This window comes from Microcella pacifica, assembly GCF_009371975.2.
Lineage (GTDB): Bacteria > Actinomycetota > Actinomycetes > Actinomycetales > Microbacteriaceae > Microcella > Microcella pacifica.
Map to the genome: position 1 here is coordinate 1 of NZ_VIKT02000019.1, position 16,920 is coordinate 16,920.

Sequence of the window (16,920 nt, forward strand, 5' to 3'; positions counted from 1 at the left end):
ATTCTGATGAGTACGGTGAGACACGAAGACCTCCGGTGGCGATCAGTGAGTGTGGTAACCCACATCGTTCCGGAGGTCTTCGCTCACCTCACCCGTTCACAACGTCCCGAGGAATTACAGCTAGCCGTCCTCAGTACGCGATTCGGTACGCGACGTCACGCGTCGTCGGCGTGAAGCCCAGCGCCGTGTAGACCCCCAGCGCGCCCGTCGGGCTCTCGGTGTCGACATCGAGCACAGCGCGCTCCAGGCCCTCGAGGGAATACGCCTCGAGCACCGCGCCGAGAAGAGCGCTCGCGAGGCCCCGTCGGCGCCAGGGCCTCACCGTGCCGACGAGCCCGATGTAGCCCGAGCTGAAGCCTTGACGCTCCCAGTCGTCTTCGTTGACCTCGGTCGTGACGAAGCCGACGACCTCGTCGTCGACGAGGGCGATGCGGCTGAGGTCGGGGCGGAAGCTCGAGAGCCCGACCATGGACTCCCACTGCTCGACGCCAGCAGGCTGGCTGCCCCAGTGGTCGACGAACGCGCTGTTCTTCGCCCGACGCACCCGCTCGCTCAACTCTGCGGTGAACGGGGTGATCGTCACTCCTTCTGGAGCCGGGGGCGCAGCCTGGTTCGCGTGGCGGGCCACCTCGCACTCGAGGGTCGTGAAGTAGCGCGCCGCCTCGAATCCCTGGCGCCGCAGCAGGGCGCCATGCTCGGGTGCGAGGTCGGCGGCATGGGACATGACCCATGCGGGCAGAGTCGACGGGGACGAAGCGAGCAGTTGCCGTGCCCGCTCGTGCTGCCAGGCGAGGAGCTCGCGCCCGATGCCTCTCGATCGATGCACGGGGTCAACGCCGCCGCCGAGGAAGACGCGCACGAGGGACTCCGGATCGGGCGGCATGGTGACCGTGCCGTACGCGACGGGAGCACCGTCAGGGCCCTCGCACAGTACGCCGTCGGTGGCGGGGCGAAACCAGGAGCGCCCGAGCTGGTCCTCGACCTCCTCGAGCGACTCGCTCCAACTCGGGTGATCCCGCACACTCATCCGCTCGGCCAGCACGGTCAGCAGGGGTGCATCGGTGTCGCGGAGCGTGCGCCAGCGAAAGCCCTGCGGTCCGCTCGGCAGCTCGAGTGCGGGTCGCGCCCGCACCCTGTCATGCAGGGGCCTGCGGTCATTCTCCATCACGTGCACAACAGTACGGCCCCCGTCCGCAAGGACGGGGGCCGCGATGCTGTGGCAGCGGGTGCTACTTGGTGTCGTCACCCTCGGCGGCAGCGCCCTCGGCCTCGGACGTCTCGTCCGCGGACTCCTGCGCGTCGCCGGTACCCTCGGCGTCGGCCTGCTCGGTGCCCGTCGCCTCGGTATCCATCGCCTCGGTGTTCGTCTCCTCAGGCTCGCTGGCCTCAGGCTCGCTGGCCTCAGGCTCGGCGGCCGGAGCCGACGCCGCCGCGGCGGCAGCCGACTTCTTGGCGCTCTTGGGCTTCGGGTTGACGGGCTCGAGCACGAGCTCGATGACCGCCATGGGCGCGTTGTCACCCTTGCGGTACCCGGTCTTGGTGATGCGCGTGTAGCCGCCCTCACGCTCGGCGACGAGGGGCGCGATCTCCGTGAAGAGCTCGTGCACGGCACTCTTGTCGCGGATGACGGTCATGACACGACGGCGCGCGTGCAGGTCGCCGCGCTTGGCGAACGTGATGAGGCGCTCCGCGAGCGGACGGAGGCGCTTGGCCTTCGTCTCGGTCGTCGTGATGCGCTTGTGGGTGAAGAGCGCGGTCGCCAGGTTGGCGAGGAGCAACCGCTCGTGAGCGGGGCCTCCTCCGAGGCGAGGACCCTTGGTGGGCTGAGGCATGATGTCTGTTCTTTCGTATCAGTGACGGTGCGGGGATCGAGTGCGGCGCGGGGCCTAGCTCGACTGCTCGTCGTCGTCGAAGCCGCCGTAGAAGTGCGCGCCGTCGAAGCCGGGAACGGCGTCCTTGAGCGAGAGACCCATCTCGACGAGCTTGTCCTTGACCTCGTCGACCGACTTCTGGCCGAAGTTGCGGATGTTCATGAGCTGCGTCTCCGACAGGGCGACGAGCTCGCTCACGGTGTTGATGCCCTCGCGCTTGAGGCAGTTGTAGCTGCGCACCGACAGATCGAGGTCTTCGATGGGCATGCTCAGCTCGGTGGAGAGCACGGCGTCAACCGGCGCGGGGCCGATCTCGATGCCCTCGGCCTGCGTGTTGAGCTCGCGGGCCAGACCGAACAGCTCGACCAGGGTGCGGCCGGCCGACGCGATCGCATCGCGCGGCGTGATGGCCGACTTCGTCTCCACGTCGACGACGAGACGGTCGAAGTCGGTGCGCTCTCCGGCGCGCGTCGCCTCGACGCGGTAGGTCACCTTGAGGACGGGCGAGTAGATCGAGTCAATCGGGATCTGACCGGCTTCACTGAACTCGCTGCGGTTCTGCGTGGCGCTCACATAGCCGCGACCGCGCTCGATCGTCAGCTCGAGCTCGAACTTGGCGCTGTCGTTGAGCGTCGCGATGACGAGCTCGGGGTTGTGGATCTCGACTCCCGCGGGTGCGGAGATGTCGGCCGCCGTGACCTCGCCAGCGCCCTGCTTGCGCAGGTACGCGGTGATGGGCTCGTCGTGCTCGCTCGAGACGACGAGGTTCTTGATGTTGAGGATGATCTCGGTGACATCCTCCTTGACACCCGCGATGGTGCTGAACTCGTGCAGCACGCCGTCGATGCGAATGCTGGTGACGGCCGCTCCGGGAATCGACGAGAGGAGGGTTCGACGCATCGAGTTTCCGAGCGTGTATCCGAAACCGGGCTCGAGCGGCTCGATCATGAACCGCGAGCGGAAGTCGGAAACGCTCTCCTCGGTGAGGGTGGGACGCTGTGCGATGAGCACTATGGATTCCTTTCGGCAAAGTGTCCGCCATATGACACTTGTGGCGCGGCGGGTGGCTGGCCCGCCGGATGTGTTGAGTTATTGAGTGCGGTGGAGCTGGAAGCGATGCATCGCATCGCCGCGACCCCAGCACCGACACGAGCTGGGCTCGGGTCGGGTCGCTGAGGCCGGAAAACTACACGCGACGACGCTTCGGCGGGCGGCACCCGTTGTGCGCCTGCGGAGTGACGTCGCTGATCGACCCGACCTCGAGGCCCGCGGCCTGGAGCGAACGGATCGCCGTCTCACGACCCGAGCCCGGGCCCTTGACGAAGACGTCGACCTTCTTCATGCCGTGCTCCTGTGCCTGACGCGCGGCGGACTCGGCGGCGAGCTGAGCGGCGAAGGGCGTCGACTTGCGCGAGCCCTTGAAGCCGACCTGCCCGGACGATGCCCAGCTCACAACGGCGCCGCTCGGGTCGGTGATCGACACGATCGTGTTGTTGAAGGTGGACTTGATGTGGGCCTGGCCCACGGCGATGCTCTTCTTCTCTTTGCGACGCGGCTTACGAGCGGCCGACTTCGGTGCTGCCATGGTGTTCTCCTAAAACGAGGTCGAATCGATAGTCGGGGCGAACCCGGGGACTATCGGGCCTTCTTCTTGCCGGCGACGGTGCGCTTGGGGCCCTTGCGGGTGCGCGCGTTGGTCTTGGTGCGCTGGCCGCGCACGGGCAGGCCGCGGCGGTGGCGGATGCCCTCGTACGACCCGATCTCCACCTTGCGACGGATGTCGGCGGCAACCTCTCGGCGGAGGTCACCCTCGACCTTGTAGGTGCCTTCGATGTGGTCGCGGAGCGCGACGAGCTGGTCGTCGGTGAGGTCCTTGACGCGGATGTTCCGGTCGATACCGGTCTCGGCGAGCGTCTGCGTCGCGCGAGTACGGCCAACGCCGTAGATGTAGGTGAGGGCGACTTCGACGCGCTTATCGCGAGGAATGTCGACTCCGGCAAGACGGGCCATGACGGCTCCTTCAGGGGATTCGTGGAGGGTGTGGAGCGTTCTCGGTGCCCGGGCCCTCCGCCCGAGGTGTCACCCGCGGCGAGCGCGGGATGGTGAGAACGCCGTGCGTTCATGTTCAGTTGTGTGGTTCGTGTGCTGCTCGTGCCGCGTCAGCCTTGGCGTTGCTTGTGCCTCGGGTTGTCGCAGATGACCATCACGTTGCCGTGACGGCGGATCACCTTGCACTTGTCGCAGATGGGCTTGACGCTGGGGTTGACCTTCATGGTGCGTGTCTCTCTTGTTCGCTGGCCTCGTGCGCCGAGTGGTTTCTCGGGCCGTTCCTTACCCAGCTCGACAAATCCGGTTACTTGTAGCGGTAGACGATCCGGCCGCGGGTCAGGTCGTAGGGGCTCAGCTCCACGATCACGCGGTCCTCGGGGAGGATGCGGATGTAGTGCTGGCGCATCTTGCCCGAAATGTGGGCGAGAACCTTGTGGCCGTTGCTCAACTCAACGCGGAACATCGCATTGGGCAGCGCTTCGACCACCGAGCCTTCGATCTCGATGACACCGTCTTTTTTGGCCATAGCCTCTTCGTCGCTAAAAGTGGGGATTGTCGAACTGGTCGTGCGGATCACGGTGCTCAGCCCTGTTGACTCCCGTCTGCACGGCGGGTGAGAGGCGGCGGACACGCCCGAGGCATGCCGAAAGCACCAAAGATTTAGCTTAGGTGATAGTGCACCCCGGGGCAAGTCGAGCGGGGCCGATCACGCGGGGACGCGGATGCCGCGCTCGGCCAGCGCGGAGCGAATACGCTCAGTGACCTGGTCGATCTCACCGATACCGTCGACCTGGCTCAGCAGGCCCCGTTGGGCGTACACGTCGATGAGGGGCGCCGTCTGCTCGCGGTAGACGGTCAGGCGGTGTCGCACGACCGACTCGTCGTCGTCGGCCCGGCCCTGGTCGAGGGCGCGCTTGCGCAGCCGCTCGACGACGACGTCGGGGTCTGCCACGAGCTCGATGACGGCGTCCATCGACGCGCCCTGGCCGGCGAGGAACTCGTCGAGGGCGCGCACCTGATCGGTCGTGCGAGGGTAGCCGTCGAGCAGGAATCCCCCGGCGCAGTCGTCCTGGCCGAGGCGATCGCGCACAAGGTCGTTGGTGAGGGAGTCAGGCACGTTGTCACCGGCATCCATGTACGCCTTCGCCTGGCGTCCGAGCTCGGTCTCGTTGCGCACGTTGTCGCGGAAGATGTCGCCGGTCGAGATGGCCGGCACTCCTAGCGCGTCGGAGAGGGCGTGGGCCTGCGTGCCCTTCCCCGCCCCGGGAGGGCCGATGAGGAGCAGTCGTGCTTCGCTCATCGCAGCAGGCCCTCGTAGTGCCGCTGCTGAAGCTGCGCATCGATCTGCTTCACCGTCTCGAGGCCCACGCCGACGATGATGAGGATGCTCGCCCCACCGAACGGGAAGTTCTGGTTCGCGCCCACCGACGCGAAGGCCAAGAGTGGAATGAGTGCCACGAGCCCCAGATACAGCGAGCCTGGCAGGGTCACGCGGGTCAGAACGTAGTCCAGGTACTCCGCGGTCGGGCGTCCTGCGCGGATGCCGGGGATGAAGCCGCCGTACTTCTTCATGTTGTCGGCGACCTCTTCGGGGTTGAAGGTGATCGCGACGTAGAAGTACGTGAAGCCGACGATGAGCAGGAAGTACACGACCATGTAGATCCAGTTGTCGCCGGAAACGAGGTTGTTCTGAATCCAGACGACCCACTCCGGGGCGGTCTCCCCCGCCGCCGGCTGGTTGAACTGCGCGACGAGAGCGGGCAGGTACAGCAGCGACGAGGCGAAGATGACGGGCACGACGCCGGCCATGTTGACCTTGATGGGGATGTAGGTGTTGTTGCCGCCGAACGTGCGCCGCCCCACCATGCGCTTGGCGTACTGCACGGGGATGCGCCGCTGCGATTGCTCGACGAACACGACCGCGCCCATGACGAGGATGCCGAGCGCGAGTACGAGCAGGAAGATTTCGAAACCGGAGGTGACGGCGATGGACCACAGCGCCGACGGGAAGGTCGCCGCGATCGACACGAAGATGAGCAGTGACATGCCGTTGCCGATGCCGCGCTCGGTGACGAGCTCGCCGAGCCACATGATGAGGCCCGTGCCGGCGGTCATCGTGATGACCATGAGGAGGATCGCGTACCAGGCGTCGTTCGTGATGAGCTGGCTGCACTCGGCGACGCCGCTCGTGGTCGGGAAGAGCGCTCCGGCCCGCGCAACGGTGATGAGCGTCGTCGACTGCAGCACGGCGAGCGCGATCGTCATGTAGCGCGTGTACTGCGTGAGCTTGGCCTGACCGGCCTGCCCCTCCTTGTGGAGCGTGTCGAAGTGCGGGATGACGACGCGCAGCAGCTGCGTGATGATCGACGCAGTGATGTACGGCATGATGCCGAGCGCGAAGATCGACAGCTGCAGGAGGGCCCCGCCGCTGAACAGGTTGACGAGCTGGTAGAGGCCCGTGGCTCCCTCGTTGCCCGCGAGACACAATTGCACGTTCTGGTAGTCCACGAACGGCGCGGGGATGAAGGAACCCAGACGGAAGAGCGCGACGATTCCGAGTGTGAAACCGATCTTCCGGCGCAGGTCTGGCGTGCGGAAGATCCGCCCGATTGCTCTGAACACGAGACCTCCCGTAGTAACGACATGAGCATCCTCCCGCCCGGCGGCGAAAGCTGCTGTGGCCCGTTCGGGCCGGTGGCGGGTGGCCCCGAAGGGCCACCCGAGCGGCTACTTGATGGAACCGCCAGCGGCGACGATCTTCTGCTCCGCGGAGCGCGAGACCTTGTCGACTGCCACAGTGAGCTTAACCGCAATGTCGCCGGAGCCCAGAACCTTGACCTTCTCGTTCTTGCGCACGGCTCCCTTCGCGACCAGATCGCCCACGGTGACCTCGCCGCCCTTCGGGTACAGCTCGGCGAGCTTCTCCAGGTTCACGACCTGGTACTCGACCCGGAAGGGGTTCGTGAAGCCGCGCAGCTTGGGCTGGCGCATGACGAAGTTGAGGTTGCCGCCCTCGAAGCCGGGGCGCACCGAGTAGCGAGCCTTCGTGCCCTTGGTACCTCGACCGGCCGTCTTGCCCTTGGAGCCCTCACCGCGACCCACGCGAGTGCGCTCCTTCTTGGAGCCCGCCGCGGGGCGGAGGTGGTGCACCTTGAGCACCTGAGCGCGCGCGACGTCGGAGGACGCCTTCTTCGCTGCGGGCTTCTTGGCGGGGGCCTTCTCGGCGGTCGAGTCGGACGACGTCGTGCTCGAGGTCGCCGCAGACTTCTTCGCGGGAGCCTTCTTCTCGGCAGCCGGCTTGTCGGCAGCGGCCTTCGCCGGAGCCTTGTCGGCCGCGGCCTTGGCCGGAGCCTTCTTCGCCGGTGCCTTCTTGTCGGCGGCCGGCTTGTCGGCAGCGGCCTTCGCCGGAGCCTTCGTGGCCGGAGCCTTCTTCGCAGCGGAGGGCTTGTCAGCCGACGCCGTGCTCGCACCCGAGGAGGCCGGAGCCTTCTTCGCGGGAGCCTTCTTGGCCGGGGCCTTTGCGGCCTCGTCCTTCTTCTCTTCTGCCATTAGTCAATCTCCTCGACCTTGACGAGGTGAGCAACCGTGGTGACGTACCCGCGGTTCGCCGGGGTGTCCTCGCGCACGACGCTGTCGCCGATGCGCTTGAGGCCGAGGCTGCGCAGGGTGTCGCGCTGGTTCTGCTTCTCGCTGATTACGGACTTGATCTGAGTGACCTTGAGCTGCGCGGCCATCAGGCACCACCCTTTCCGGCTGCGGCCTCGGCCGCGAGGGCCTCGGCGCGCACGAGGCGCGCGGGAGCGACATCCTCGAAGTCGAGCCCACGGCGGGCGGCGACGGCGCGCGGCTCTTCGAGCTGCTGGAGCGCCGCCACGGTCGCGTGGATGATGTTGATCGTGTTCGACGAGCCGAGCGACTTGCTGAGCACGTCGTGGATGCCAGCGCACTCAAGCACGGCGCGCACGGGACCACCGGCGATTACGCCGGTTCCCGCGGCAGCGGGGCGCAGGAGCACGACACCGGCAGCGGCCTCGCCCTGCACCGGGTGCGGAATCGTCTGGGCGACGCGGGGGACGCGGAAGAAATTCTTCTTCGCCTCCTCGACGCCCTTCGAGATCGCGGTGGGCACCTCGCGGGCCTTGCCGTAGCCGACCCCGACCATGCCGTTGCCGTCGCCGACGACGACGAGCGCGGTGAAGCTGAAGCGACGACCACCCTTGACAACCTTGGAGACACGGTTGATCGTCACGACGCGCTCGAGGAAGGGACTCTTCTCGCTGTCGCGCGCTCCACGGTCACGGTTGGGGTTGCGCTCGCGACCGCCGCGACGCGCCTCTCGGGGCTCGTTCGCGGTCTCCGACGACGCAGCAGTCTCCACGGGAGCCTCAGCGGCTGCCACGGTCTGGTCTTTCGCGTTCTCGGTCACAGGCTCAGCCCACCCTCTCGAGCTCCATCGGCGATCGCCGCGACGCGTCCTGCGTAGCGGTTGCCGCCCCGGTCGAAGACGACAGCCTCCACACCGGCCTTCTTCGCGCGCTCAGCGAGCAGCTCGCCCACCTTGCGCGCCTTGGCAGTCTTGTCTCCGTCGAACGTGCGGAGGTCGCCCTCCATGGTCGACGCGCTCGCGAGGGTACGACCCTGCGTGTCGTCGACGACCTGCACGAAGACGTGACGCGCTGAGCGCGTGACGACGAGGCGGGGGCGTTCCCCCGTGCCCGTGACGCGCTTGCGCAGTCTCGCGTGACGGCGGCCCTTGGCGGCCGTCTTGCTCTTGCCTCTTGTTCCGAGACCCATGATTACTTACCAGCCTTTCCGGCCTTGCGACGGACAACCTCGCCGGCGTAGCGCACGCCCTTGCCCTTGTAGGGCTCGGGCTTGCGCAGCTTGCGAATGTTGGCCGCGACTTCGCCAACGGCCTGCTTGTCAATGCCGCTGACGGTGAGCTTGTTGTTGCCCTCGACCGTGAAGGTAATCCCGGCGGGCGGGTCGACCGTGATCGAGTGCGAGTAGCCGAGCGCGAACTCGACCGCGGAGCCCTTCGACTGCACGCGGTATCCGGTGCCGACCACCTCGAGACCCTTGGAGTATCCCTGGGTCACGCCGATGATCTGGTTCTGGATGAGCGTGCGCGTGAGGCCGTGGAGCGAGCGCGAGTCGCGCTCGTCGTCCGGTCGGGTCACGACGACCTGGTTGTCGTCGAGGGCGACCCGGATGGGCTGCGCGACCGTGAGGCCGAGCTCGCCCTTGGGGCCCTTGACGGTGACGGCCTGGCCGTCGATCTTCACCTCGACACCACCGGGGATGTCGATGGGCATGCGTCCGATTCGTGACATGTCAGATCACCACACGTAGGCGAGGACTTCCCCACCCACGCCCTTCTTCATCGCCTCGCGGTCGGTGAGCAGACCCGAGGAGGTCGACAGGATGGCCACGCCGAGGCCGCCGAGAACGTTGGGGATCTCGGTCGACTTCGCGTAGACGCGAAGGCCGGGCTTCGAGACTCGCTTGATGCCGGCGATCGACCGCTCGCGGTTCGGCCCGTACTTGAGCGAGAGCGTGAGCGTCGTGCCGACGCGCGCGTCTTCGACCGCCCAGTCCGAGATGTAGCCCTCGCGCTTGAGGATCTCGGCGATGTGCGACTTGAGCTTGCTGCCGGGTAGCGAGACCGTGTCGTGGTGCGCCGAGTTGGCGTTGCGCAGTCTGGTCAGCATGTCTGCGACCGGATCTGTCATCGTCATAGTGGTGTCTTCCGTTTCTCACCTGGTTTCGCTCACCCGTTACACGAGTGACGACCTGGGCGATCGTGGTCCGAGTCGGACCGGTGGTGGATGCCCTACTGGGCGGGGTTCGCGAAGGGGAAGCCGAGCGCGCGCAGGAGCGCGCGACCCTCGTCGTCCGTCTTCGCGGTGGTCACGATCGTGATGTCGAAGCCGCGCACGCGGTCGATCTTGTCCTGATCGATCTCGTGGAACACGCTCTGCTCCGTCAGACCGAAGGTGTAGTTGCCGTGACCGTCGAACTGCTTCGGGCTCAGACCGCGGAAGTCGCGGATGCGCGGCAGCGCGAGCGTCACGAGGCGGTCCATGAACTCCCAGGCGCGGTTGCCGCGCAGCGTCACGTGGGCGCCGATGGGCATGCCCTCGCGAAGCTTGAACTGAGCGATCGACTTGCGGGCCTTCGTGACCTGGGGCTTCTGGCCCGTGATCGCGGTGAGATCCTTGATCGCACCGTCGATGACCTTGCTGTCGCGAGCGGCCTCGCCGACACCCGTGTTCACGACGATCTTGACGAGACCGGGAACCTGGTGCGGGTTGGTGTACCCGAACTCCTCGGTCAGCGCCTTCGTGATCTCGGCACGGTACTTCTGCTTGAGGCGCGGCTGGATTGTGCCAGCCTGCGCAGGGGCAGTGGTTGACATCAGAACTTCTCACCTGACTTCTTGGCGTACCGCACGCGGACGGTCTTCTTGACGCCGTCCTTCGTCACGGTCTCCTCGCGGAAACCGACGCGGGTCGGCTTCTTGGACTTGGGGTCGACGAGCGCCACGTTCGAGATGTGGATCGAGGCCTCGGAGGTCTCGATACCGCCCGTCTTGGTGCCGCGCTGCGTCTGACCGACGCGCACGTGCTTCGTGACGTAGTTGACGCCCTCGACGATGACGCGGTTCTTCTCCGCGAGCACCTCGATGACGCGACCCTGCTTGCCGCGGTCTCCGCCGCGGTCTTCCGTCGCGCCCGTGATCACCTGGACGAGGTCGCCCTTCTTGATGTTGGCCATGAGTTAGAGCACCTCCGGTGCGAGCGAGACGATCTTCATGAACTTCTTGTCGCGAAGCTCACGGCCGACCGGCCCGAAGATGCGGGTACCACGAGGGTCCCCGTCGGCCTTCAGGATCACGGCGGCGTTCTCGTCGAACTTGATGTACGAACCGTCGGAACGACGGGTCTGCTTGATGGTGCGCACGATGACCGCCTTGACGACATCGCCCTTCTTGACGTTGCCACCGGGGATGGCGTCCTTGACGGTCGCCACGATGACGTCACCGAGGCCGGCGTACCGACGGCCGGAGCCGCCGAGCACGCGGATCGTGAGCAGCTCCTTGGCGCCGGTGTTGTCGGCGACCTTGACGCGGGATTCCTGCTGAAGCATTGTTCTCTCCTACCCAATAGGCGCGAGGGCCTACTTGGCCTTCTCGAGGATCTCGACGAGGCGCCAGCGCTTCGTAGCGGACAGGGGACGGGTCTCGGAGATGAGCACGAGGTCGCCGACACCAGCGGTGTTCTGCTCGTCGTGCACCTTGACCTTCGAGGTGCGACGGATGACCTTGCCGTAGAGCGGGTGCTTCACGCGGTCCTCGACCTCGACGACGATGGTCTTCTCCATCTTGTCGCTCGTCACGTAGCCGCGGCGCACCTTGCGGTAGCCGCGCGCGCTCTCGTCGCGAACGTCGTGCGCGGCCGACTCGTGGCCGGCAGCGGAAGCCTTCTTCTCGGTCGTCGCCATTAGTTCTTCTCCTCGGTCTTGTCCGAAGCCCCGGTCTTGTCGTCGGCCTCGGCCTTGGCCTCGGTCTTCGCCTTGGTGGACTTCTTCGCGGGCTTCTCCGGGACCTCGATGGGGGCGGGCGTGGCACGGATGCCCAGCTCGCGCTCGCGGATCACGGTGTAGATGCGCGCGATGTCGCGCTTGACGGCACGAAGCCGACCGTGGCTCTCGAGCTGCCCGGTCGCGGCCTGGAAGCGGAGGTTGAAGAGTTCTTCCTTCGCCTTCTTCAGCTCGTCGACGAGACGCTCGTCTTCAAAAGTGTCGAGCTCGACAGGTGCCAGCTCTTTCGATCCGATCGCCATTACGCGTCGCCCTCCTCGCGCTTGATGATGCGTGCCTTGAGGGGCAGCTTGTGAATTGCGCGGGTCATGGCCTCTCGAGCGAGCTGCTCGGGAACACCGGCGACCTCGAAGAGGACGCGACCCGGCTTGACGTTGGCGACCCACCACTCCGGCGAGCCCTTACCGGAACCCATGCGGGTCTCGGCGGGCTTCTTGGTGAGCGGGCGGTCGGGGTAGATGTTGATCCACACCTTGCCGCCACGCTTGATGTGACGCGTCATGGCGATACGAGCGGACTCGATCTGACGGTTGGTCACATAGGCGGGGGTGATGGCCTGGATGCCGTACTCGCCGAACGACACGACGGTTCCGCCGGTCGCGTGCCCACCGCGCTTGGGGTGGTGCTGCTTCCGGAACTTGACCTTACGGGGAATAAGCATGTCTCTAGCCTTCCGCTCCGGCCGCAGCGGGCGCCTTGGCGGCGGCCGGACGGCCACCGTCGCGACGCGGGCCGCGGTCAGAGTCACGACGCTCGGGGCGCGACGACTTCTGGGACGCCTGCTCGCGAGCGAGTTCCTTGTTGGTGATGTCGCCCTTGTAGATCCAGACCTTGACGCCGATACGACCGAAGGTCGTCCGGGCCTCGTAGAAGCCGTAGTCGATGTTCGCGCGGAGGGTGTGCAGCGGCACACGGCCTTCGCGGTAGAACTCCGAGCGGCTCATCTCGGCGCCGCCGAGACGACCCGAGACCTGGATGCGAACACCCTTGGCGCCGGCGCGCTGAGCACCCTGGAGGCCCTTGCGCATCGCGCGGCGGAAGGCCACGCGAGCGCTGAGCTGCTCCGCGATGCCCTGGGCGACGAGCTGCGCCTCGGCCTCGGGGTTCTTCACCTCGAGGATGTTGAGCTGGATCTGCTTGGCGGTGAGCTTCTCGAGGTCGGAGCGGATGCGCTCCGCCTCGGCACCGCGGCGACCGATCACGATGCCCGGGCGGGCGGTGTGGATGTCGACGCGAACCCGGTCACGGGTGCGCTCGATCTCGATGCGGGCGACGCCAGCGCGGTCGAGGCTCGTGGTGAGCATCCGGCGGATCTTGACGTCCTCCGCGACGTAGTCGGAATAGCGCTGACCGGCTTTCGTGCTGTCGGAGAACCAGCGCGACACGTGGTCGGTGGTGATTCCGAGTCGGAAGCCGTACGGATTGACTTTCTGGCCCATGTCTACTTGCTCGCCTTCTTCTTGCTCGTGCTCGAGCCCGCGGCGGTCAGCTCATCCGGCGTCGCGAGGACGATCGTGATGTGGCTGGTGCGCTTGAGGATGCGGAACGCCCGACCCTGGGCGCGCGGCTGGAACCGCTTGAGGGTCGTGCCCTCGTCGACGAATGCGCGGGACACATAGAGGTCCTGCTCGTCGAGGAAGGAGTTCGCTGCATCCGCCTTGACCCGTGCGTTGGCCATGGCCGACGCGACGAGCTTGTAGACGGGCTCGCTCGCACCCTGCGGTGCGAACTTCAGGATGGCCAGGGCCTCGAGGGCCTGCTTGCCGCGGATCAGGTCGACGACGCGACGAGCCTTCTGAGGCGTCACGCGGATGTGTCGCACGCGGGCGATCGACTCCACCATGTGTATCTCCTCTTCAACCGTCCCCGCGTTAGCGGCGACGACCCTTCTTGTCGTCCTTCTCGTGTCCACGGAAGGTGCGGGTGGGCGCAAACTCGCCGAGCTTGTGCCCGACCATGGTCTCGGTCACGAACACGGGGATGTGCTTGCGGCCGTCGTGCACGGCGATGGTGTGGCCGAGCATCGCGGGCACGATCATCGATCGGCGCGACCAGGTCTTGATGACGTTCTTGCTGTTGGCCTCGTTCTGCGTGAACACCTTGCGAAGCAGGTGGTCGTCGACGAAGGGGCCCTTCTTGAGACTGCGTGGCATCTTTTTCGACTCCTACTAGCGCTTCTTGCCAACGGTGCGGCGGCGGACGATGAGCTTGTCGCTCTCCTTGTTGGGGCGACGCGTGCGGCCCTCGGCCTGGCCCCACGGGCTGACCGGGTGACGTCCACCGGACGTCTTGCCCTCTCCACCACCGTGCGGGTGGTCGACCGGGTTCATGGCGACACCGCGGACGGTCGGGCGCACGCCCTTCCAGCGCTTGCGGCCGGCCTTGCCCCAGTTGATGTTCGACTGCTCGGCGTTGCCGACCTCGCCGATCGTGGCGCGGCAGCGCGCGTCGACGTTGCGGATCTCGCCCGAGGGCAGACGCAGCTGCGCGTAGGGGCCGTCCTTGGCGACGAGTCGCACCGAGGCGCCGGCCGAGCGGGCCATCTTCGCGCCGCCACCGGGGCGGAGCTCGATCGCGTGCACGACAGTACCCACGGGGATGTTGCGCAGCGGCAGGTTGTTGCCCGGCTTGATGTCAGCCGAGGGGCCCGACTCGATGATGTCGCCCTGCGAGAGCTTGTTCGGCGCGAGGATGTAGCGCTTGGTGCCGTCCACGAAGTGCAGGAGCGCGATGCGCGCCGTGCGGTTCGGGTCGTACTCGATGTGCGCGACCTTCGCGTTGACGCCGTCCTTGTCGTTGCGACGGAAGTCGATCATGCGGTACTGGCGCTTGTGGCCACCACCGATGTGGCGTGTCGTGATGCGACCCGAGTTGTTGCGGCCACCCGTCTTGGGCAGCGGCTTGAGCAGCGACTTCTCCGGGGTCGAGCGCGTGATCTCGGCGAAGTCCGAGACCGACGAACCGCGACGACCGGGGGTCGTGGGCTTGTACTTGCGAATAGCCATGGTGTCTGTCCTTCCGGGCCTAGCCGACAGCCGTGAAGATGTCGATCGAGCCGGACTTCAGGGTCACGATCGCGCGCTTGGTGTCCTTGCGCTTTCCCGTGCCGAAGCGGGTGCGACGGGTCTTGCCCGTGCGGTTGAGCGTGTTGACCGACGCGACCTTGACGCCGAAGATCTTCTCGATCGCGAGCTTGATCTCCGACTTGTTCGCGCGGGGGTCCACGATGAAGGTGTACTTGCCGTCATCGATGAGCGCGTAGCTCTTCTCGCTCACGACGGGCGCGATGATGACATCGCGGGGGTCCTTGTTCTGGGCGACCTCGTGGACGCTCATGCGCTGACCTCTTCCTTCTTGGTCTTGGCCGACACGAAGGCCTCGAACGCAGTCTTCGTGAAGACGATGTCGTCGCTGACCAGCACGTCGTAGGCGTTGAGCTGGTCGGGGCTGATGACGTGCAGGTTGCGCAGGTTGCGCACGCTCTTGAGGTTGACGTCATCACCGCGCTCGATGACGACGAGCACGTTGCGGCCCGAGGCGACGGCGGCGAGCGTGGATGCTGCTGCCTTCGTCGAGGGCGTGTCCGAGCCGAACGACTCGACGACGTGCAGGCGGTCGCCACGAGCGCGATCCGAGAGTGCTCCGAGGAGGGCCGCGGCGATCATCTTCTTGGGGGTGCGCTGCGCGTAGTTGCGCGGCGTCGGCCCGTGGACGATGCCACCACCGGTCATCTGAGGAGCGCGGATGGAGCCCTGACGAGCGCGGCCCGTGCCCTTCTGCTTGAAGGGCTTGCGGCCCGCACCGGAGACCTCGCCACGACCCTTGGTCGAGTGCGTACCCTGGCGCGCGGCAGCGAGCTGGGCCACGACGACCTGGTGCAGCAGCGGCACGTTGGTCTGGACGTCGAACAGCTCGGCGGGCAGGTCGACCGATCCGGTCTTCTTGCCTGCGGCGTCGACGACGTTGAGAGAAGCAGCCATGGCGATCACGCCTCCTTCACGGCGTTGCGGACGAACACGAGGCGGCCGCGAGCACCGGGGACGGCGCCCTTGACGAGCAGGAGTCCCTTCTCGAGGTCGACCGAGTGCACGGTGAGGTTGAGAACGGTCACGCGGTCGCCACCCATACGGCCCGCCATGCGCATGCCCTTGAACACGCGGCTGGGGGTCGAGCTGGCACCGATCGAGCCCGGCTTGCGGTGGTTGCGGTGCGAACCGTGCGAGGCCGAGACGCCTTTGAAGTTGTGGCGCTTCATGACACCGGCAAAGCCCTTTCCCTTGCTCGTGCCGACGACGTCGACCAGCTGGCCGGCTTCGAAGATGTCGACAGCGAGCAACTGGCCCGGCGTGTACTCGGCGGCGTCGGCCGTGCGCACCTCGGTGAGGTGGCGGCGCGGGGTGCTGCCGGCCTTCTCGAAGTGGCCGGTGAGGGGCTTGGTGACTTTGCGCGGGTCGATGGCGCCGTAGGCGATCTGCACGGCGGCGTACCCGTCAATCTCGGGGGTGCGCACTTGCGTCACCACGTTGGGGGCGATCTCCACCACGGTGACGGGCACGAGCTTGTTGTTCGCGTCCCACACCTGCGTCATGCCGAGCTTCGTGCCCAGCAGACCCTTGGTCGTCTTGATTGCAGACATGTCGGGGTTCCTTAGAGCTTGATCTCGATGTTGACGTCGGCGGGCAGGTCGAGGCGCATGAGCGAGTCGACCGCCTTCGGCGTCGGATCGATGATGTCGATGAGACGCTTGTGCGTGCGCTTCTCGAAGTGCTCGCGGCTGTCTTTGTACTTGTGGGGCGACCGAATGACGGCGATGACGTTCTTCTCCGTCGGCAGGGGCACAGGGCCCACGACCGTGGCGCCGGCACGGGTCACCGTGTCGACGATCTTGCGCGCCGATGCGTCGAGACCAGCGTGGTCATACGACTTAAGCCGGATGCGGATCTTCTGTCCCGCCATGCTCAACTCTCTTCCTTCTTAGACGTGATGCACCCCTGACGGGCGCACCTCACGCGGAGCGCAATCGCTGTCGCACCACTGTTCTTCTGTCAAACGAACGCTTGCTTGTCGCCTGCTCACCCCGACCCCCGCGCTCGGGCGTGTCGCCCTCGCAACGCACGGCATCCGCACACAAGGTTTCCCTTGAAGAGGGTGCAGGGGGGTGTGAGCTGTGTTCTGCTGCCCGCGGCCTAGGCTCATCACGACCCGCTGCCGATCACTCGGTGCGACGCTCGTCCTATGCACTGCCTGGCAGTGAGCCGCGCACGAAAACGCGGCGTGTGGAACTTGAAGAGTCTGCCACAGCGCGCGACGTGCTGCAACCCGGGCGTGGGGGGGGGGGGGGGGGGGCGCCGCGGACCCCCGCCCACCCGCCCGCTCCGGGGGGGCGCGCGGGGGCGGG

General features: G+C 66.6%; 29 protein-coding genes. All 29 read right to left on the reverse strand.

Translation table 11 applies throughout. The features are described from left to right. Positions 1–130: 130 nt before the first annotated feature. The gene (locus FK219_RS10585; protein WP_235923918.1) at positions 131–1,165 is read right to left on the reverse strand and encodes a GNAT family N-acetyltransferase; all 1,035 of its coding nucleotides are present in this window, start codon (positions 1,163–1,165) and stop codon (positions 131–133) included. A 64-nt stretch (positions 1,166–1,229) separates the two neighbouring features. Beyond that, positions 1,230–1,832: a 50S ribosomal protein L17 gene (gene rplQ / locus FK219_RS10590; protein WP_152582677.1), complete on the reverse strand. Its 603-nt coding sequence runs from the start codon at positions 1,830–1,832 to the stop codon at positions 1,230–1,232. Positions 1,833–1,886: 54 nt separating this feature from the next. Then, entirely contained in the window at positions 1,887–2,882 is a 996-nt protein-coding gene (locus FK219_RS10595) for a DNA-directed RNA polymerase subunit alpha (RefSeq protein ID WP_152582678.1), read from the reverse strand. A gap of 175 nt (positions 2,883–3,057) precedes the next feature. Then, positions 3,058–3,456 (reverse strand): 30S ribosomal protein S11, encoded by a 399-nt coding sequence (rpsK, locus tag FK219_RS10600; RefSeq protein ID WP_100823513.1) that lies wholly within the window; start codon positions 3,454–3,456, stop codon positions 3,058–3,060. 50 nt (positions 3,457–3,506) lie between these two features. Further along, entirely contained in the window at positions 3,507–3,881 is a 375-nt protein-coding gene (gene rpsM / locus FK219_RS10605) for a 30S ribosomal protein S13 (protein WP_152582679.1), read from the reverse strand. A 149-nt stretch (positions 3,882–4,030) separates the two neighbouring features. After that, a complete protein-coding gene (rpmJ, locus tag FK219_RS10610) occupies positions 4,031–4,144 on the reverse strand; it encodes a 50S ribosomal protein L36 (RefSeq protein WP_152582680.1) in 114 nt (37 codons plus the stop codon). 80 nt (positions 4,145–4,224) lie between these two features. Beyond that, on the reverse strand, positions 4,225–4,446 hold the full coding sequence (gene infA, locus FK219_RS10615) for a translation initiation factor IF-1 (protein WP_066056559.1): 222 nt from the start codon (positions 4,444–4,446) through the stop codon (positions 4,225–4,227). A gap of 180 nt (positions 4,447–4,626) precedes the next feature. Beyond that, positions 4,627–5,220 (reverse strand): adenylate kinase, encoded by a 594-nt coding sequence (locus tag FK219_RS10620; protein WP_210416815.1) that lies wholly within the window; start codon positions 5,218–5,220, stop codon positions 4,627–4,629. Next, on the reverse strand, positions 5,217–6,542 hold the full coding sequence (secY, locus tag FK219_RS10625) for a preprotein translocase subunit SecY (protein WP_152582681.1): 1,326 nt from the start codon (positions 6,540–6,542) through the stop codon (positions 5,217–5,219). Before secY ends, FK219_RS10620 begins: the two co-directional genes overlap by 4 nt. 105 nt (positions 6,543–6,647) lie before the next feature. Continuing rightward, positions 6,648–7,469, reverse strand: a complete 822-nt coding sequence (rplO, locus tag FK219_RS10630; RefSeq protein WP_152582682.1) for a 50S ribosomal protein L15 — start codon at positions 7,467–7,469, stop codon at positions 6,648–6,650. Next, the gene (gene rpmD, locus FK219_RS10635; RefSeq protein WP_152582683.1) at positions 7,469–7,654 is read right to left on the reverse strand and encodes a 50S ribosomal protein L30; all 186 of its coding nucleotides are present in this window, start codon (positions 7,652–7,654) and stop codon (positions 7,469–7,471) included. The genes rplO and rpmD overlap by 1 nt, the downstream gene beginning before the upstream one ends. Beyond that, positions 7,654–8,346 carry a 30S ribosomal protein S5 gene (gene rpsE / locus FK219_RS10640; RefSeq protein ID WP_328821679.1) on the reverse strand — a complete coding sequence of 231 codons (693 nt, stop codon included), beginning with the start codon at positions 8,344–8,346 and terminating at the stop codon, positions 7,654–7,656. Before rpsE ends, rpmD begins: the two co-directional genes overlap by 1 nt. Continuing rightward, positions 8,343–8,714 carry a 50S ribosomal protein L18 gene (rplR, locus tag FK219_RS10645; protein ID WP_152582684.1) on the reverse strand — a complete coding sequence of 124 codons (372 nt, stop codon included), beginning with the start codon at positions 8,712–8,714 and terminating at the stop codon, positions 8,343–8,345. Before rplR ends, rpsE begins: the two co-directional genes overlap by 4 nt. A gap of 2 nt (positions 8,715–8,716) precedes the next feature. Next, positions 8,717–9,253, reverse strand: a complete 537-nt coding sequence (gene rplF / locus FK219_RS10650; protein ID WP_152582685.1) for a 50S ribosomal protein L6 — start codon at positions 9,251–9,253, stop codon at positions 8,717–8,719. Between the two features lie 6 nt (positions 9,254–9,259). Further along, a complete protein-coding gene (rpsH, locus tag FK219_RS10655; RefSeq protein WP_152582686.1) occupies positions 9,260–9,658 on the reverse strand; it encodes a 30S ribosomal protein S8 in 399 nt (132 codons plus the stop codon). A 95-nt stretch (positions 9,659–9,753) separates the two neighbouring features. After that, positions 9,754–10,338, reverse strand: coding sequence for a 50S ribosomal protein L5 (rplE, locus tag FK219_RS10660; RefSeq protein ID WP_152582687.1), 585 nt, complete (start codon positions 10,336–10,338; stop codon positions 9,754–9,756). Beyond that, positions 10,338–10,697, reverse strand: a complete 360-nt coding sequence (gene rplX, locus FK219_RS10665; RefSeq protein WP_152582688.1) for a 50S ribosomal protein L24 — start codon at positions 10,695–10,697, stop codon at positions 10,338–10,340. Before rplX ends, rplE begins: the two co-directional genes overlap by 1 nt. Positions 10,698–10,700: 3 nt before the next feature. Then, complete coding sequence (rplN, locus tag FK219_RS10670; RefSeq protein WP_100823527.1) at positions 10,701–11,069, reverse strand: 50S ribosomal protein L14; 369 nt, start codon at positions 11,067–11,069, stop codon at positions 10,701–10,703. Between the two features lie 30 nt (positions 11,070–11,099). Continuing rightward, positions 11,100–11,423, reverse strand: a complete 324-nt coding sequence (gene rpsQ, locus FK219_RS10675; protein ID WP_152582689.1) for a 30S ribosomal protein S17 — start codon at positions 11,421–11,423, stop codon at positions 11,100–11,102. Then, positions 11,423–11,764 (reverse strand): 50S ribosomal protein L29, encoded by a 342-nt coding sequence (gene rpmC, locus FK219_RS10680; RefSeq protein WP_152582690.1) that lies wholly within the window; start codon positions 11,762–11,764, stop codon positions 11,423–11,425. Before rpmC ends, rpsQ begins: the two co-directional genes overlap by 1 nt. Further along, positions 11,764–12,183 (reverse strand): 50S ribosomal protein L16, encoded by a 420-nt coding sequence (gene rplP / locus FK219_RS10685; protein WP_152582691.1) that lies wholly within the window; start codon positions 12,181–12,183, stop codon positions 11,764–11,766. The genes rpmC and rplP overlap by 1 nt, the downstream gene beginning before the upstream one ends. A gap of 4 nt (positions 12,184–12,187) precedes the next feature. Continuing rightward, positions 12,188–12,961 carry a 30S ribosomal protein S3 gene (gene rpsC / locus FK219_RS10690; protein WP_100823531.1) on the reverse strand — a complete coding sequence of 258 codons (774 nt, stop codon included), beginning with the start codon at positions 12,959–12,961 and terminating at the stop codon, positions 12,188–12,190. Positions 12,962–12,963: 2 nt separating this feature from the next. Further along, positions 12,964–13,365, reverse strand: a complete 402-nt coding sequence (gene rplV / locus FK219_RS10695; protein ID WP_100823532.1) for a 50S ribosomal protein L22 — start codon at positions 13,363–13,365, stop codon at positions 12,964–12,966. A gap of 28 nt (positions 13,366–13,393) precedes the next feature. After that, positions 13,394–13,675, reverse strand: a complete 282-nt coding sequence (rpsS, locus tag FK219_RS10700) for a 30S ribosomal protein S19 (protein ID WP_100823533.1) — start codon at positions 13,673–13,675, stop codon at positions 13,394–13,396. 15 nt (positions 13,676–13,690) lie between these two features. Further along, on the reverse strand, positions 13,691–14,527 hold the full coding sequence (gene rplB / locus FK219_RS10705; protein ID WP_152582692.1) for a 50S ribosomal protein L2: 837 nt from the start codon (positions 14,525–14,527) through the stop codon (positions 13,691–13,693). A gap of 19 nt (positions 14,528–14,546) precedes the next feature. After that, positions 14,547–14,858, reverse strand: a complete 312-nt coding sequence (gene rplW, locus FK219_RS10710; RefSeq protein ID WP_152582693.1) for a 50S ribosomal protein L23 — start codon at positions 14,856–14,858, stop codon at positions 14,547–14,549. Beyond that, complete coding sequence (gene rplD / locus FK219_RS10715; RefSeq protein WP_152582694.1) at positions 14,855–15,502, reverse strand: 50S ribosomal protein L4; 648 nt, start codon at positions 15,500–15,502, stop codon at positions 14,855–14,857. Before rplD ends, rplW begins: the two co-directional genes overlap by 4 nt. A 5-nt stretch (positions 15,503–15,507) precedes the next feature. Further along, on the reverse strand, positions 15,508–16,158 hold the full coding sequence (rplC, locus tag FK219_RS10720; RefSeq protein ID WP_152582695.1) for a 50S ribosomal protein L3: 651 nt from the start codon (positions 16,156–16,158) through the stop codon (positions 15,508–15,510). An 11-nt stretch (positions 16,159–16,169) separates the two neighbouring features. Continuing rightward, the gene (rpsJ, locus tag FK219_RS10725) at positions 16,170–16,478 is read right to left on the reverse strand and encodes a 30S ribosomal protein S10 (protein ID WP_047561503.1); all 309 of its coding nucleotides are present in this window, start codon (positions 16,476–16,478) and stop codon (positions 16,170–16,172) included. Between the last annotated feature and the right edge of the window lie 442 nt (positions 16,479–16,920).

Bases quoted from the DNA above. Each gene is read 5' to 3' on its own strand.
- FK219_RS10585 (WP_235923918.1), bottom strand. From the start codon at position 1,165: ATGGAGAATGACCGCAGGCCCCTGCATGACAGGGTGCGGGCGCGACCC.
- rpmD (WP_152582683.1), bottom strand. From the start codon at position 7,654: ATGGCCGCGCAGCTCAAGGTCACTCAGATCAAGTCCGTAATCAGCGAG.
- rplP (WP_152582691.1), bottom strand. From the start codon at position 12,183: ATGCTTATTCCCCGTAAGGTCAAGTTCCGGAAGCAGCACCACCCCAAG.
- rpsK (WP_100823513.1), bottom strand. From the start codon at position 3,456: ATGGCAGCACCGAAGTCGGCCGCTCGTAAGCCGCGTCGCAAAGAGAAG.
- rpmJ (WP_152582680.1), bottom strand. From the start codon at position 4,144: ATGAAGGTCAACCCCAGCGTCAAGCCCATCTGCGACAAGTGCAAGGTG.
- rplR (WP_152582684.1), bottom strand. From the start codon at position 8,714: ATGGGTCTCGGAACAAGAGGCAAGAGCAAGACGGCCGCCAAGGGCCGC.
- rpsS (WP_100823533.1), bottom strand. From the start codon at position 13,675: ATGCCACGCAGTCTCAAGAAGGGCCCCTTCGTCGACGACCACCTGCTT.
- rpsQ (WP_152582689.1), bottom strand. From the start codon at position 11,423: ATGGCGACGACCGAGAAGAAGGCTTCCGCTGCCGGCCACGAGTCGGCC.
- rplW (WP_152582693.1), bottom strand. From the start codon at position 14,858: ATGAGCGTCCACGAGGTCGCCCAGAACAAGGACCCCCGCGATGTCATC.
- rplO (WP_152582682.1), bottom strand. From the start codon at position 7,469: ATGGCAGAAGAGAAGAAGGACGAGGCCGCAAAGGCCCCGGCCAAGAAG.
- rpsM (WP_152582679.1), bottom strand. From the start codon at position 3,881: ATGGCCCGTCTTGCCGGAGTCGACATTCCTCGCGATAAGCGCGTCGAA.
- rplN (WP_100823527.1), bottom strand. From the start codon at position 11,069: ATGCTTCAGCAGGAATCCCGCGTCAAGGTCGCCGACAACACCGGCGCC.
- infA (WP_066056559.1), bottom strand. From the start codon at position 4,446: ATGGCCAAAAAAGACGGTGTCATCGAGATCGAAGGCTCGGTGGTCGAA.
- rplV (WP_100823532.1), bottom strand. From the start codon at position 13,365: ATGGTGGAGTCGATCGCCCGCGTGCGACACATCCGCGTGACGCCTCAG.
- rpsC (WP_100823531.1), bottom strand. From the start codon at position 12,961: ATGGGCCAGAAAGTCAATCCGTACGGCTTCCGACTCGGAATCACCACC.
- rplX (WP_152582688.1), bottom strand. From the start codon at position 10,697: ATGGCCAACATCAAGAAGGGCGACCTCGTCCAGGTGATCACGGGCGCG.
- rplD (WP_152582694.1), bottom strand. From the start codon at position 15,502: ATGGCTGCTTCTCTCAACGTCGTCGACGCCGCAGGCAAGAAGACCGGA.
- FK219_RS10620 (WP_210416815.1), bottom strand. From the start codon at position 5,220: ATGAGCGAAGCACGACTGCTCCTCATCGGCCCTCCCGGGGCGGGGAAG.
- rplF (WP_152582685.1), bottom strand. From the start codon at position 9,253: ATGTCACGAATCGGACGCATGCCCATCGACATCCCCGGTGGTGTCGAG.
- rplC (WP_152582695.1), bottom strand. From the start codon at position 16,158: ATGTCTGCAATCAAGACGACCAAGGGTCTGCTGGGCACGAAGCTCGGC.
- rpsH (WP_152582686.1), bottom strand. From the start codon at position 9,658: ATGACGATGACAGATCCGGTCGCAGACATGCTGACCAGACTGCGCAAC.
- rpmC (WP_152582690.1), bottom strand. From the start codon at position 11,764: ATGGCGATCGGATCGAAAGAGCTGGCACCTGTCGAGCTCGACACTTTT.
- rplQ (WP_152582677.1), bottom strand. From the start codon at position 1,832: ATGCCTCAGCCCACCAAGGGTCCTCGCCTCGGAGGAGGCCCCGCTCAC.
- rplE (WP_152582687.1), bottom strand. From the start codon at position 10,338: ATGTCAACCACTGCCCCTGCGCAGGCTGGCACAATCCAGCCGCGCCTC.
- rpsJ (WP_047561503.1), bottom strand. From the start codon at position 16,478: ATGGCGGGACAGAAGATCCGCATCCGGCTTAAGTCGTATGACCACGCT.
- rplB (WP_152582692.1), bottom strand. From the start codon at position 14,527: ATGGCTATTCGCAAGTACAAGCCCACGACCCCCGGTCGTCGCGGTTCG.